Annotated in this window: 1 protein-coding gene; it reads right to left on the bottom strand. The window is 64.4% G+C overall.

From position 1 onward, the window contains the following. A partial coding sequence (locus tag BMY53_RS26540) for a calcium-binding protein (protein ID WP_255370314.1) occupies positions 1-16,488 on the bottom strand: 16,488 nt, incomplete at its 3' end. Between the last annotated feature and the right edge of the window lie 220 nt (positions 16,489-16,708).

Below are 16,708 nucleotides of genomic sequence, written 5' to 3'. Positions count from 1 at the left end.
ATTGCCAATCTTAGTCGCCCCTCCCATGCTGCGCGTCGCCGGAACGATGTAGCGAATGGCCCCGATCTTGGGCATGTAGTTTTCGAGCATCTCTCCCATCTTGGGTGCAAGCGAAATGGCTACAGCCTTAGCCGTCTTGACTGCAGCTCCCGCGGCCACTACACCAAGCTTTGACAACCCATAGAGGCCTTCAACCATGCCGGCCACATCCATCACCGCATGGCCCACTTTGGCGCCATAGAAGAACCAGTCCGACAGATTGCGAGTCTTCTCTGCGGTCTCCAACGATGACTCAATGTCACGGAAGGTGGCGCCTGCCGCTTCACTGACAAACCTCCCGGGAGCGTCAGCGAACTGCCTCACTGCCTCACCGATACCAGAGATATTTTCATACGACTGTTTGCGACCTTCGTAGCCGGGTATCGCCTGGTTGAGGGTCGGACCAGCCGCTTGCAGCAGCACGTATTGTTGAGCCTGATTCAAGCTGTAGAGCAACTCTGCCCCACCGATCAAGCCGTCCCCAATGCTTTGGAAGAGGCCTGTAATCACACCGCCGGTTGTCGCGGCCAAGCGAGCAACGTTCCATCCACTGTGATCTTCAACATACGTAGTCGGCAGACGCGCGTCGACTTGAACGGCCGCCGGAGAGCCTTCCAAATCTTCAGACACCACAGAGCCGCCGCTGACCGCAGCCCCCCGGCCAATCTGTGCCGCAAGCACCTGGTCTTTCACAAGGCGTGCAATGGTCGCGCTGTTATTGAGCCCGTCCTTCACCATCTCCTGAACTTGCGGGAGATCTGCCGGCACGTTCTTCAAACCACCATACTTGTCCGCCAATGCAAGCAGCGTGGCATTGGATGCTTGAGAGCGATCCGCACGCTCCACCAACGTTGGTTCCCCGATCGACTGGAGTTTGGCAACGATGGAGTCCGCCAACGCATTACCAAATGCGTCCGTCGCCACCTGCTGCACCACAACCCGGCCACCGCGTACCAGCGAGGCCGTGGCGCCAGCCGCGATGCCCAGCACCGTCGATCCAGCGATCTTGGCGATCTCCCCGCCGCCCCATGCGTCGACCAGTCCGCCCGTGCGCGAGAAACCGCCCGGAGCCGTCGCGTCGGCCACCTTGGAGCCCAACACTGTGTCACTCAGGCTTTTGGCAACAAATGCAGCCGCTGCAGAAGCAGCTACGCCCTTCCAGTTGAACTTGTCCTGCAAGCCCGTGGCGACACCGATGCCTTGAGTGATTGCATTGCTGGTAGCTGCCTTGAGCACCACGGATACCGTCGGGCCGCCATAGAAGCCCGACGCGGGACCGAGTCCCGAGGACACAGCCCCACCAATCGCAGACAAGCCGACCTGTTTCCAACTGAACTGTTCTTGCATGCCAATAGCCATGGCCACGCCCTGGCTCACGATCGACCCGACCGCTGCGCCCACCGCTGCCGCTGCGACTCCAGCCAGCGTTCCAGCTGACATCGCTGCAGCGCCGGCCGTCATGATGGCCCCGGCGCTGGTGGCTGCTGACAAGGTGCCCGCCATAGCCATGGCTGCCGCCCCAGCCGTAAACACCGTCACCACCACAGCCACCACCACCACCAGCAGCATCCCAATGCCACCGCACCCACCACCACTGTTGGGCGACGGCATGTTGGGCATCGTGTCGCCCGTGATCTTGCTCGGGTCGTACGGCTTGTAGGTGCTCGCATTGTTGCGAACCGTACCCACCACACTCGGGATGTTGATGGTCTGGCCCACGCGCAGGTCACGGTCGCCACTCAGGCCATTGGTCTCCGCAATGCGGTACCAGAAGCCTTCGTCGCCGTAGGACTGCTGCGCAATGCTGCGCAAGGTGTCCCCCGCCTTGACCTGATAGGTCCCCACCGACGCCGTCGGGTAGTTGCCCGTGATGGGCTGGTACCCGAAGTTGAAGTCCGCCAGTTCCGTGAACACCGGGTTGCCGTCCTTGTCCCGCGGGTTGGAGGCATCAATACCCACGCCGTAGCGGCCCAGCACCTCCCCGTTCACCACCACCTGGCGCTGCACGGCCGTGCCCTGCATCACAAACAGTGCGTGCCCCGTCAGGTCGTTCACAAGCTCGCGGTCGTTCTCGTCCTTGGTCTTGTCGTCAACACGGATCAAATTGCCATTGATGTCATAGACGTTGGTCGTCTGGCCCGGGTCGAACTTGGTGCTGGTGCCACTGATGACGGCTTCCTTGTAGCCGTCGTACTTGGCATGCGTGTAGGTGTAGGTGTTGGTGTACTCACCCTTGGTCTCCAGGGTGTAAGCCTGCAGATTGCCCGCATCGTCATAACGCTTGTACTTCAGGTCGGTCAGGAACTTCGACTGATCCGCGTTGAAGATCTGCTGATGCGCCAGGCGGCCATTGTTGTCGTAGCGGTTGATCCGGTACTCCAGCCCAATCGTCTGCCCCGACTCGATGCCGCTGTTGATGGCCTCCGCATAGTCCGTCGGCAGGTTTACCGGGCCAGTGGTCACCACACGGCCCACGGCGTCGTACTGACGCTGGTCGATCTGCACGTCGTCCCGCGTGGTCGTCAGCAGCCGGTTCAGCGCGTCGTATTCGTAGACCTCCGTCACCTCGGAGTTCGCGGGATCCTTGTCGACCTCATAGTGGCCGAGGAACTCGGTATCCCCCAACTTGATTCCCGGCACCCACTTGACCTTGGTGCCCAGGTATTGGTCCCGGATACGGTTGCCGTTCAGGTCATAAGTGATCTTGTGACCCGACGTGCCCGCCACGATCTGGCCGTTCTTGTCGATCTCACGGACATAGTCGTAGGAGACCACGCCGGTGTCACTCACGCTGCGCGCCAGCTCCACCCCCGTCTGGCGGTTCATGGAGTCGTAGGTGAAGTACAGGTCGCTGTCCTTCGGCACGTCCTGCGTCGGGTCATCCTTCGACGGCACGTTCACGTGGGTCTTGACGTTGGTACGGTTGCCCGCAGCGTCGTACGTGATGTCGATGCTCATGCGCCCGTCATTGACATGGCGCAGGCGACCCACTTCGTCGTAGGCCATCAAGTTGTCCTGATACACCGTGCTGCCCTGGGTCGTTTTCTCGCGCACATGGCGGCCCGCCAGGTCGTACCAGTACTCCGTGGTCTGGTTCAGCGAGCTGTCTACCGTGCTCTTGAGGTCACCCGCCGCGTTGTAGGTGTTGATCAGCTGAGGCTGCAGGCCACTGTTGAAGCGAGTATTGGTGGATTGCGTCAGTTGGCCGGCGTTGTCGTATGTGAAGGTGAACGTCGCGCCACCCAGGTCCGTGCGGGCCTGGAGCTTGCCGAAGTAGTCGTAGGTCCAGGTGGAGGCATTGCCGTTCTGGTCCACCTCGGCGATCTTGTGGCCCTGCTTGTCATAGACAGTGCGGATCTTGAATTGATCACCGCCCGGCTGCGTGGTCTCGATCACACGGCCGGCCAGGTCGTACTTGTAGGTCATCGTCTCGCCCGCCCCCACCGACGAAATGCCGGTGGTCTGCGAGATGCGGCGGCCTGCCTGGTCGTACACGTTGCGATCGGTCAGCGTCGAGATCGTGGAGACCACCTGCATGCGGGCGCTCGGGTCACTGTTCTCGGACACCTGCGTGACCTGCACTTCCGCGTGCCGGGTCTCCACCAGCCGGTTCATCTTGTCGTAGACAAACTCGGTGGTGTTCTTGCGTCGGGCGGCTTCCGCTGCCACCGGGTCCATCGGGTTGGTCAGGTCACGATTGCCTTCCGCATTGACCGTGCGCACCTTGTTGCCAAACACGTCATACGTGTTGGTCACGATGCCGCCGTCAGCATGGTGCTCCTCGATCACATTGCCGGCCGCGTCGTAGACCTGGCTGTTGAGGTTGCCGTTGGCGTCGCGTACCGCCGCCTGGCGGCCTAGTGCGTCGTAGTAGACCTGGGTCTTGCCACCTTCCACGGTCACTGCCGACCCGTTCACCATCGTCTGGGACGACGGCTTCTGTTCGGCGATGACCTGGTTGTCAGCGTTGTACTGATAGGTGGTCACCCACTCGGTGGTGCGTGCGTCCGTCACGCTCAGCACATTGCCCCAACGGTCCAGGGTCTGGTGGATGGTCGGGCGGGTGGAGCTGTCGCCGCCCACGTAGTAGGTTTCGGTGGAACCGTCCGGATGGATGATGCCGGAATTGACCACCACCGGCGTCGAGCCCGCCACGCTGGTGGTCAGGCGGTATTCGTAAGTACCACCACCCAGCACGTCCAGGTTGTAACGCAGCGCCTGCGTGAAACGCACCGGATCCTGCGGGAAGGTCACCCACTCGTCCGACGAGCCTGCGGCACGCACTTCCAGCTTGGTGGTGAGGTTGGACTCTGTGGGCAACGCCACGTCCATCACCTTGGAGGCGCTCTCCGACGAGCCGGCGTGCAGCAGCTGCCAGTTACCCTCCGGGTCGCGCTTGTACACACGTACCGCATTGACGCTGGCGAGACCGCCTGCATAGAGGAGCGGGATGGTGGCGCCGTCGTGCTGATCCGGTTCCGAAGCGGGGCCTTCACTCGGCCAGGACAAGGTCACGCCGGTGGCGGCCTGCTCCGCCGTGAACACGGCTGCATACGAGCGCGCTTCCACGGGCGTGGTCCACTGGTTGATCGAGGCCGCGGTGGTTAGATAGTCCACCTCAACCTTGATGTCACCGGAGCCCAGATGACTCAAGTCCGGCCAGTTCACTGCAACGACGTTGCTGCCGACCCAGTAGCTCACCACCGACTCCGTGGTGCCGTCCGGTGCCGAACTGCTGACAACAGCGGCAGAAACCTGCTCGTTCTTGCCGGTGGCCATCGTGGCGGTCTCGGCGCGATCGGCGCCGCGGGTTTCAATGACTCGCCCCAAGATGTCGTACACCGTATCCGAGCGACGCACGGAGGCACCCAGTCGAGCGGCTTCCTCCGCGGAGGTCACCGTCTTCAGGTCCACGTTCTGACCGCCAGACCCATTGCTACGCAGCTCGGACACCACGCGCCCCATCTGGTCGTACAGATAGATCTTGTCCACCCCGTCGCCGGAATTGGTACGCCACAGTCGGCCCGCGGCGTCGTAGTCGAAGTACTCCTGGGCGCCGCCGTCCAACCCCTTGCTGGTCAGTTCGCCGTAGGCGTTGTAGTTCAGGTCGGTCCGCACCAAGCTGGCAGGCGCCGCCTTGGTGCTGTAGCCAGTGGCCGGCACATTCGTGGTGCCGGCAGTGGCCGAATTCCAGACGGTGGTCCACACCCCGTTGATGCGCTGCTGCACACGAACATTCCGCACGGACGAAATGCCATGGGGCGAGCCGGCATCGTCGTCCCACCATTCCATCGTCACGGTGCGGTTGGCGTCACCCGCTGCGAATTCCTGCGTTTGCGTCTTCTGGAGGGGGGCAAATCCGCCCTCGTCCGTGGTCATGAAGTCCAGCTCGACCCGCACGCTACCAAGGGCCGGATCCGTCAGCCCTACCCAGCTGACGCTCACCGCGTTGGCGTTGGAATAGAAGTTGTCGTTCAGAAGGGCGCCAGCGGACTTCGTGATGGTCTGGTCATACACCGCGCCTGTCACAGCCGGCTTGCCAGAGTCAACCAGGGCATTGGCCGGACCCGGGTCATAGGTATGGATCAGCTCACCCAGCGCATCGTATTCATACAGCTTGAAGACCGTGCTGTCTTCCACCAGCGTCTCGAGCGGCGCACCGGAAGCGTCCGTGCCGTTTTCCACCAGCGCTGCGCCAGAGGTCACTCCTTGCCAGGTCTTGGCGATCAGGCCGCTTGCGTTGTACGAATTGAATACGCTGTGACGCTGTGCGTCCGTGCTCTGGGTAACGTGACCATACAGGTCGTAGGCCGCGAAGGACTGGCGGTCCACCGTGCTGAAGTCGCCCACCAGGCCGGCAAGTTGCACGCCATTCGACACGCCCTTGAATTCCGCAACGGTGCCACGGCCGCCATTGGCCAGCTCCACCGTGACCACCACGTTCCCATAGGCATCGCGGCGGTACAGCGTCAGCGGCGTCAAGACAGCGGCACTGCCCGTCGCGGTTGCGCGGCTGGGTGCCGCCACGGCAGTCACACGCCCCAGGGCGTCGTAGTAGCTGTACGTGCTGCCACCCAGCGCGTCCGTCGTGACGGTCAGGTTGCCAACCGCGTCGTAGCCGTACGTGGTCTTCTGGTCACCACGGTGGCTCTGCCCGCTCAGGGCCTCCACCGCGGTACTCCAGACGACGCTCTTGCGGGTCTCGCTGGTCTTGCGGTTCAGTTGGTCGTAGGTGTATTCAACACGACGATCGTCCTGGCTCGTGGCGGCCGTGCCGGCACTGCCCAGGCTCCAGCTGCCGGCGGTCAACGCCGTGGCGTATTCCGTGGTGCTGGCAACGTTGCCAAAAGCGTCAAAGCTGCTGGTGGAGCGATACCCCATCGCATCCACCTTGTCGACCAGCCGGCCCAGCACGTCGAAGTACTGGTAGGTATCCGCCCAGGTGCCATTGGCCTCGCTGCCCGACAACAGCGAACGCGTGAGCACCAATGCGCCGAAGCTGTCGTAGGCGTTCCGGGTGGTTTTGCCGGTCTGACCGGCTGCGCCGGTCGTCGGGTCCACCGTGAAGACGGTGGGCTCGCGCACCGTGACGGCACGGCCGAGCTGGTCGTACTCCGTCAGGACGGTGCGGGAATCACCCTGGCTCAGCGAGCCCGCGATGATGGCGGCAATCTGGGGCGCAGAGGGTCGGACGGCGGGTCCATTGTCGAGCTGCTGTCGAGTCAGCGCCGTCGCGTAACGCGTGATCTCGACCGCATCACCAAAGCCGTCGCGGGTGTACTGGGTCACCTGACCCATCGCGTCCACGTCATAGACGACGTGATTGCCCTTGTCGTAGAACTTGTAGCTGACATTGCCAGCCACATCGACGTTCATGATGGCGTTGCCAAAAACGTCGTAGTCGGTGTAGCTGGAGAGCTGACGCTGCTGTTCGGCGCGGGCGGCCACGCCGTTGGCGCCGTTGGTCAGCGCGGCACTCTGGTCTTCCGCGTAGACGCTGGCGGCAGGGTAGATCACGCCGACCTGACGACCCAGCAAGTCGTACCAGTAGGACGTGGACCGCTCTTCCGGTCGGCCCACCGCCTCGATGCGCTTCGTCAGGTTGCCCAGCGCGTCATATTCCAGGCGCGTTTCGATGCGCTGGGTGTTGGTGGTGCCCTCCACCAGGTTGCCCTTGGCGTCGCGGGTCACCGTCGTCAGCGTGACGGCGGGCCCCAGTTCGCTCACCATCCGTCCGGCCGCGTCATACCCGTAGTTCCAGGTGCTGCCCTTCTTGTTGGTGAAGCTGGTCTTGTCGCCGAAGGCGTTGTACGTGTAGGACTCCGTCTGGTTCAGCGCATCGGTGCTGGTCAGCACATGGCCGGCCGTGTCGTAGGTGAACGAGTTGGTCTGGCCCACGCCCGGCGTGGCCGGCGGCAGGTCACCCGGCACCGCGGGTTTCGCGGCCCAGCGGGTGGTGGAGGTCACATGGCCCAGGTCGTCGTAGACGGAGGTCGTGACATAGCCTGCGGCGTCCGTCGCATACACCGCGCGGTTGGCGGCGTCGTAACGCGTGGTGGTGGTGCGATCGCGGGCGGCATCCGTCACCAGGGACTCAATGCCAGCGCCCGCCGGCAACGCGTTGGCATACCGGGTCTGCGAGATCAGGTTGCCGTTGTCGTCGTAGGTGTTGCGGGTCACCGCACCCGTCGGGTCGATGGTCGCGCTCACGCGGCCCGCATTGTCATAGACGAAGCTGGTGCTGCGGTCCTTGTCGGACACCGACGGCGGCAGGTTGTCGGTTCCGGTGGTCGCCGTGGCGTAAACCGTCTGGCGCACCACGTGGCCGGCCGGGTCGTATTCGTTCTGCGTGACGTAGCCCAGCGCGTCGATCACGTATTGCGCGCGATTCAGCTCGTCATAGACGGTGCGGATGTGCTGGTCCACCGCATCGTTGGCCACCACCTGCGGGTCACTCTCGCCGTCCCAGGTGTAGCTGGAGATGGGCATGGCATAGGCGATGCGCTCGACCACATTGCCACGGGCGTCATAACGCAGCTCGACCACCGCACCCGTGCTGTTCACGGTGAAGCGCAGGCGGCCATCGGCGTCGTAGCGGTTGGTTTCCACACGATCCAAGCCAGACCGGAGCGCATCGACCAGTTCCTGGACCGTGCCGTGGGCCGTCTGCGGCGGATTCGTCACGTCCAGTGCCGTGGCGAGCTTCGTGGTGCGCAGCACACGACCTTCGGCGTCGTACTCGATGTACGTCAGGGCGCCGGTAGCGTCCGTCAGCAGCACGGGCCGGTTCAGCGCGTCGTAGACGGTACTGACCTTGCGGACCAACCCCAGTGCCGAATCGGTGCCCAGGGTGGCGGTCACATTGCCATTGGCGTCGTACTCGTAGGTCCGTTTCTGGTTCAGGCCACCCGGGTCACGCACTTCGGAAGTGCGGCGGCCCAGCGAGTCATACCCGTAAACCGTGGTCACACCCAGGGCGTCCACGACCGTCAGCACGCGGCCGGCTTCGTCGTAGCTGTAGCTCGTCTGGATGTTCAGTCCCGTCGGGTCGATGGTCTGCTTTAGCACATGGCCCAGCAGGTCGTACTCGGTGACGACGTCCGTGTCGTTCGCATCGGTGACCTTGATGGTCTGGCCCTTGGCGTCGTAGCGGTAGGTCGTCTTGATGGCCAGGCCATCCGGATCCACGGTGCGTGTCAGCACACGATTGGCGGCATCGTACGTGAAGGCGGTGGTGACACCGTTCTTGTCGACCGTGGCACTGAGGCGGCCACCCGCGTCGTAGACGTTGGTCGTTTCGTGCTGCTGGGCATCCGTGGTGGTGACCAGGCGACCGTCGTGGTCGTACCGGTACTCGGTGCGGTTGCCCAGGGCGTCGATGACTGCGGAGGTCTGCCCGTAGAGGTTGTGGATGGTCTGGACCTGCACCCCTTCCGGCGTGGTCAGGGTCACCGACCGGTCTGCATCCGAGTAGCTGTAGGTGGTGGTGTTGCCCAGCGCATCCGTCTGGGTGAGCGTGCGGTCGAACGCATCCCAGGTGGTGGAGCGGGTGGCATTGGTCGCATCGACGGTCTGTACCACGCGGCCCAGGCGGTCGAACGACTGCTGGCTGACGTGGCCCATGGCATCCACGCTGCGAACCAGGCGGCCGAAGGCGTCGTACTGGGCGCTGGTGGTGATGGCCTTGCTGGACGGATCCACCAGGGTGGTGGTGACCTGGCCGCGACGGTCGCGTTCCAGGCTCGTCTCCTGGCCATCAGCGGCCGTGGAATGGTTGACCTCGCCAAAGGCGTTGTAGTCGACCGTGGCGGTATGCGAGAGCGCGTCCGTCGTGCTGTGCAACTGGCCGCGCACCGTGTAGGTGTAGCCGGTGACGGTGTCACGTGCGAGATCGTACTGGCCTTCCACCAGTTGTTCCACCGAGCTTGTCACCAGGCCGCCGGAGAGCGACGCCAGCGCGGCAGGTGCCAGGCGGTTGGCCAACAGGACCGTGCTTTCGAGCTGGTTCAGTGCGTTGTAGCGACGCTCTTGCACCTCCCCTTCCCCGTTCACCGCATAGCGCAGCTGGCCGTCGGCGTTGTAGTAGAAGACGGTCTTGTGGCCATTGGCATCGGTCGTGCTGGTGCGACGGCCTGCGGCGTCGTAGGTGTGCACGATGCCGAATTCGTCCCAGATGGCCTGGATTTCTTCCTCGGTCAGCGGTGCGCCAGACTCCAGGCGCGCGGCGCCCTCGCCCGACAGTTCACCCACCAGCCGGCCCTGCAGGTCATAACGCACCTGGCCGACGCGCATGTCGTCGGTGGATGCGCCGCTGCGCGTGGTCACCAGGTTGCCCACCTCGTCATAGGTATAGGAGGTGGACAGGCCTTCGCCATTGGTCTGTTCCGAGACACGGCCGAGCAGGTCGTACTTCCACGAGCTCACGCGCGCGGCCTGGTCCAGCGACGGACGGATGTCGATCAGGCGGTCGGTGGCGGACACCTCGACCGTCAGCGGGCGGCTGTAGCGCACCGTGCTGACGCGTTGGCCCGCGGCGTTGTAGATGTTCTCGGTGAGATAGTTCTCGGCGTCCACCTCCCCGACCAGGCGGCCGAGTGCGTCATAGATGAGGCGGGTGGTCTGGTCGCGCCCCTGCAGGGCGGCGGCCTCGGCCGTGGCGGACGCTGGCGTGGTCAGCAGCGAGCTGCCGTTCTGTACGAACTGGTCCACGTGCGTGCCCTGGGCGTACCAGCCCTGGATGCGAGTGGTGCCCACCTTGGAGGTGTCGACGATCTCCAGATCGTCGCCGACCTGACGCAACAGCAATTGCGAAGACGTGCCGGTGGGCACCAGCACCTGGTCCGGGCTGACCGAGGTCTCGGCCACGCGCTGCTGCAGTTGGGCCGCCGTCCATTCGGTGCCATCCGCGAAACGGATGCTGGGCAGCGTGGCCGCGTCACCGGTCAGATATCCCGTGACAGTGAGCGTGTCGGTCGTGCCCTTGATGCGCAGTTGCAGTGCGGACGCGTCGTCCACGGACGCCACCACATACAGGTCCTCCGGCCGCAGGCCGGCAGCCAGCTGGATCACGGTGCCAGGCGCTGCATTCTCCACGCCGCCAATGGTGTCCTCACCGCCACGGACACCGAACGGCGGGATCTCCGCGCCCGAGCCAAGATCGTAGTAGTCGGAGTTCAGTCCGGTCGTCTCGCGCTGCCACGCGCCATGCTGCGCCATCTCGGTGGCCATCGCGTCGCGGTCCCACACCGTGCCATCCGCAAAGCGGATTTCATCCGGCAGTTGGGACGAGAAGGCGAGGATGTCGCCGCTGTCGATGATGCGGATCTCGTAGCCGCCCTGACGGCCCACGGAGATGATGACATCCGACGGCTTCACGCCGGCATACATCTCCACCGCCTCGTGACCACCCAGGTTGCTGTCCTGCTCCACGCGGTCGCGGCCCGACCCGCGGCCGAAGCGGTAGACGTCGTTGCCGGTGCTTTGGTAGTAGGTGTCGTCACCGATACCACCGTCCAGCGTGTCGTCGCCAGCGCCGCCGTCGATGGAATCGTCGCCCTCCCCGCCCAGGATCAGGTCATTGCCATCGAAGCCACTCAGCCAGTCGGCACCCTGGGTGCCCCGCAGGGTGTCGGCAAAGTCAAAACCTTCGCTCGGGTTGCCGCCTTCAGGCCCGGTCGCGCGTGCCACGATGGTTGCCAAGTCCCAGGTCTCGCCGTTGGCGAACTTGAAGGCCTGGACCTGCAGCGCGCCTTGCGTGCCGTCCGGCAGGATCGACTGGATCACCAGCGCATCGCTGGTGCCCCGGATGGTGACGATGATGGCGCGTTCGCGAACCGTCAGTCGAAGGTCGCTCGGCAGGATGTCGTCGCCGAACTCGACCACGTCATGGCTGGTGTCCGTCGGGTCCTTGGCCAGCACCGTGTCCCGGCCATCACCGCGGCTGAAGCGATAGACGTCGTCGCCGCCGCGGCCGTCGAGCACATCGTCGTCCGCACCGCCCACCAGCGTGTCGCCAAACTGCGAGCCGATCAGGGTGTCGTTGCCCGTGCCGGTGGAGATCAATTCACCGGCGGAGGCGTTCGATTGGTAGAGATCGTCGCCCGTGCTGGGCAGGTCGCCCACCGTCGCGGGTGGCACGTCGGCCAGGCGCTGCGCCACGTCGTCGACGGTCCAGGTCTTGCCATCACCGAACTGGATGTTGGTGAGGCGGATGTCCGGAGCACCGGACTCGTAGTTGAAGTAGTTGCTCAGTGTGACGCTATCTTCGGTCCCGTCGATCAGCAGGACCAGATCGTTGCCGCTGCGCGCCAGCACCACGTCCGGGGCCAGGATGTCGGAACCGAACACCAGCGAGTCGCCGGTCCGGTAGCCGACGTCATAGGATCCCCAGTCGGTGTTGGAGATGGTGTCGGCACCGTCGCCTCGATGGAATCGATAGGTGTCCGCGCCCTCACCACCGATCAGCAGGTCTCGGCCAATGCCGCCGGACAGATTGTCATTGCCGGCAAGGCCGATCAGCGTGTCGCGCCCGGCACCACCCAGCAGGGTGTCGTCCGCATAGTTGCTGCCGACCATGCTGTCGGCGCCGCCCTTGCCATCAATGACGCCGCCTTCTGATTCATAGGTGCGATCGATGACATCGGCGCCGTCGGTGGCCAACTGGGTGTTCGCCTTGATCTGGTCGGCGTCCCACACCACGCCGTCGGAGAACTCGATGAAATCGATGTCCGCACCGCTGATGGTCGCCACGTCGCGCAGGGAGATGCGTACCTGCAGGTCGTTGCCAACCTTCACCAGGGACAGCTGGCTCCAGTCACTCGGAACATCCAGCTTCAGACGGTCCCCTTCGCCGCTCCAGCCTGCCGTGATGAAGTCATGGCCGTTCCCGAGTCCGAACTCGAAGACGTCGGTGCCCTGCCCGCCCATCAGCGTGTCGTCACCGGCGCCACCCCGGAACGTGTCGTTGCCGCTGCGGCCAATCAGATAGTCGGAACCATCGGTTCCGATCAACAGGTCATCCACATAGGACTCACCCGACACATAGTGCGGGTCCAGGCGGATCTGGATGTCCTTGGCCTCCCAGAGAGTGCCGTCGGCGAACTCGATGTACTCCAGGCCCTTGGCATAACCACCGTACCAGTCGTCTTCCGACTCCAGTTCGGTGAAGTAGTTCTGGACCGTGATGCTGTCGGCGCTGTTGCGCAACTGGATCAATAGCCCGCCATTGCTGTCACGGCTGAAGATCAGGTCTTCCGGCGTGACGCCTTCCTTCAAGCGCAACGTGTCGGCATTCGCCCACCGGTCCTGCACAAATGACTGGACTGTCGTGATGGTGTCACGTCCGGAGCCATAGCCGAACACATAGACGTCCTGGCCGAAACCGCCGTTCAGCACGTCGTCGCCGGCACCACCGTCCAGCGTGTCGTTGTCATTGAGGGGATTGTTGTTCCACCACGAGCCATCACCGCCGAGCAGGTCGTCGTCTCCGTCACCACCCTCGATCAGGTCCCCACCATCCTGGCCGACCAGCACGTCATCGCCGCTACCGCCCACGATCGTGTCGTAGCCATAACCGCCGTTCAGGTAATCATTGCCGCCACCGCCACGGATCAGGTTGTCGCCGTTGGAGTCGTAGCCCGAGCTGTACTGTCCGTCGTCGGGCCCGCCCAGCGCAAGGCGATTGTTGATGTCCGCCGCCTTCCAGATGGTGCCGTCGGCGAAGCGGATCTCCCGCACCGCGTCATACAGACTGAGGCTTTCACCGGTGCGCACCAGCACAATCCGCGGGGAGTTGAAGTCCCCCAACAGGGCGATGTCCTTCGTGGTGATGCCGGCCCCCAGCTGGACGATGTCGTTGGGATTTCCTTCGTCGTCGCGGCCGGCATTGGCCTCGACACGGCCGTCACCGTAACCGAACAGATAGGTGTCGCTACCCTCGCCGCCATCGAGGTAGTTGGCGCCGCCCAGAGTGTCGTCACCTGCGCCGCCCTCCAGCGTGTCGGCGCCGGGGCCCCCGATCATCACGTCGTTGCCATCAGTGCCACCCACCGGCTGGCCGTCGTTGTCCATCGTGGCTAGCACGATGGCCCCCTCGGTGCCCGCCGGTACCTCGGTGGCACCCATGAACACGCCCAGAGAAGCCAGCGTGTTGAACATCGGTGAACCAGCTGGCAACTGGCCCACCCACTGGCGCAGCAAGGCCGCACTGTTGAAGCCCGCGCTGAGCAAGGTCACGTGGGCGTCCCGCACCAGGCGCACCAGGTCCTTGAAGGCCCCTTCCGGGTCGACCGCCTTGAAAGCCTGCAGGCGTGCCAGGAGCGAGGCGGCGTCCACCAGACCGGTGGTGCCGTCGCCCACGTTGGTCGGAAGCGGGTTGGACGAAGAGGTGCGCAGGCGCACATAGGCCGTGGTCGGCGCTGCCGCATCTTCGGCGATCAGCTGAGGCGGCGTTTGGGCGTCCACCAGCGTGCCGACCATGGGCTGCGCATAACGCGTCTTGGAGACCAGCCGGTCGGCGGCGTCGTAGTCGTAGTGGGTGTAGTAGTTCTCAGGGTCCAGATCACCGATGACACGGCCATCTGCGTCATAGAAGCTGCGGGTGACGCGGTCCGCCGCGGGATTCACCGTCACGGCCACCGGCGAGGTGATGGGCGAGACGCCCGTGGCCGGCACCGTGACGTGAGCCGCGTACCTCGTGACCGCGATGACGTGCGACGCACCGTCGTAGTTGGTCTCGGTGACGTAGCCCAGGCCATCGATCACCTGGACCAGTCGATTGGCCGCGTCATAGACGCGCCATTCGCGCTGGTCAGCGGCATTCGCCGCAGGACGGATGGAGGCCAGCGACGGCGCCAGCGGCTCCCCTGCCGCATTGGCCAGGCGCGAAATGTCCACCCGCGTGGCATGCACGATGGTGCCCGCCAGCAGGTTGTTGGCGTGATAGATGTATTCGGTTAGCGTTCCGTCGGCATCGATGTCAGCCACCTTGCGGCCGGCATCGTCATACAGCGCCCAGCGGGAGGCGCCGGTCGGGTCGGTGCTCATCAGCAGGCGGCCGGCGGCGTCGTACTGGTAGCGGGTCTCGCCCAGCTTCGCGGCGGCATTGCTGCCCTGCACCACCGCCAGCAGGCGGCCCGCGGCGTCGTAGGTAGTGGTGGTGACCAGGCCGGATGCCAGGGTGACGACGCTGCGGCGGTTGGCATCGTCGTACGAGCTCACCGTAGTGACATCCAGCGCATCGGTGGCCGTCAGCACGCGGCCGAAACCATCGTAGGTGTAGGTGGAGATACCGCCATTGGCGGCGATGCTGCTCAGCAGGCGACCCGCCGAGTCATACACATAGTGCACCGTGACCGGCAAGGCATCGGCCACGCCGTTCTGGTCCGGCACCGTGAAGGAACGCTCCTGCGTGACCTGGCCCCGGAAGTCGAAGCTGCGGACCACGTGGCCGGTGCGGGAGGGATCCTGCAGGCGCGCCCAGAATTCCATGTCGGCCTCGGCCGGCACGGCGGTGGCACCCAGGGTGCTCACATCGAATGGGGCATAGCCGTATTGCAGCTTCTCGACCTGGTTGCCCTGGGCGTCATAGCGGTACTCGATGACGTCGCCCGTCGCGGTGATTGCGAAGCGCAGCTGGTGGCGTCCGGCTGCGTCATAGACATAACGGGTCGTGCTGGGCGCGCCCGCCTGCGCGGAGCCGGCCCCGTCGCTATCGGCGACGGCATAGCCCGTTTCGGTGAGCAGTTGGTTGTAGGCGTCGTAGGTGCGCGTGACTGTGTTGCCGGCGCTATCGCGCTGGGTGATCTGGTTGCCGTGCTCGTCGTAGCCCATCTGCACGGTGCGGCCCGCCGAATCGGTAACCGAGGTGAGGTTCCCGTCCGGGTCGTAGGTGAAGCTGGTGACCTGGGCCATGCCATCGACCGACGGTGCGGTCACGCTCAGCAGTTGGCCTTCGGCGTCATATCCATAGACCGTCCGCAGGCCCAACGGATCCGTCACGGTGGTGCGGTGATTGGCCGTGTCGTAGGAGAACCGGGTCACCTCGCCGAGCGCATTCGTCAGCGTTTCGACGCGGTATTCACCGGCCACCTGGACATAGCTGATGGCCAGGCTGGTGCCATCGGTCTGGGAGACGGAGGCGACGCGGTCGCTCGTGCCGTCGTAGGTGTAGCTGGTAACGTAGACGTTGCCATCCGCGACCGAGCTGTCCTCCGGGGACAGGTCCACGATAACGCTAGCCAGGCGGTTCTGGGCGTCATACGTGTAGCGAGTGGTGGTGAGGGTCTCGGTGCCCGTCGCCGTGGCGCGCTCCACGCGCAACTGGGAGATATTGTTGCCGCTGTAGTCGATGTGGATGGTTTCGCCACCCGCCGTCGTCATGGTGGAGAGGCGACCTTGGGCGTCGTAGCCGTAGGTCAGCGTGTTTCCGCTGGTGTCCACGGCCGAGATCAGACGGCCGGTGGCGGCGTCATAACGCTCGATCTCGCCGGTGGAACCATCCGTCCAGGCAAACTGGCCGTTGGACCCGTCGTAGGCGATGGTGTCATGGGCACCGGCGCCAGCCGTGGTGACATAGTGGCCGACATCCACGTCATAGGTGTAGACCGCCTGGGCCCCGTCGCGGTCGGTGCGCACCAGCGTGCTGCCGGCCGTGTTCAGCGTGCCGTTGAGCTTGAGCTGCTGCAGGAAGATGCCGTTGGACCAGTTGTCGCCATTGTCGTCGGTGAACTGGCCCTGGCTGTTGTAGGTGCGCAGGCTGGAGGCGTCGCGCCCCAGGCCAGCGAGCAGCTCGTCCCGGCTCTGCAGCACGAGGTTGCCGTTGGCGGCATTCACAAAGACCAGGGCGCCATCGCTGCCGGACCCGGCGGAGCCAAAGGCCCCCTGCTGCCCCAGGTTGGCGAGGGAGGTGAGACTGAGGCCGAGGGAATTGCCACTGACGATCGCGACCATGTCGAGGTGTCCTTTTGCGGCCGCTCCGAGAAGGCCGCTGGGTTTTTGTCTGATTCACTGAAGCCGGCGAGCGGCCTCCTCGAACAGGACATCCCCTTGGCGCAGCATCTGTTTAGCGGATACCCCCACACATCAGTCGGAATAGCTCAACGACTCGCCGAAGGGCCGGATGTATTGGGAAGGAGCGTGACGCCGACGCGCGGCACGCCTTTGATGCAAC

This window comes from Roseateles sp. YR242, from assembly GCF_900109745.1.
Taxonomy (GTDB): Bacteria; Pseudomonadota; Gammaproteobacteria; order Burkholderiales; family Burkholderiaceae_C; genus Roseateles.
Note: the sequence above shows the minus strand (reverse complement) of the source record. Positions and strands in the feature narration are given on the sequence as shown.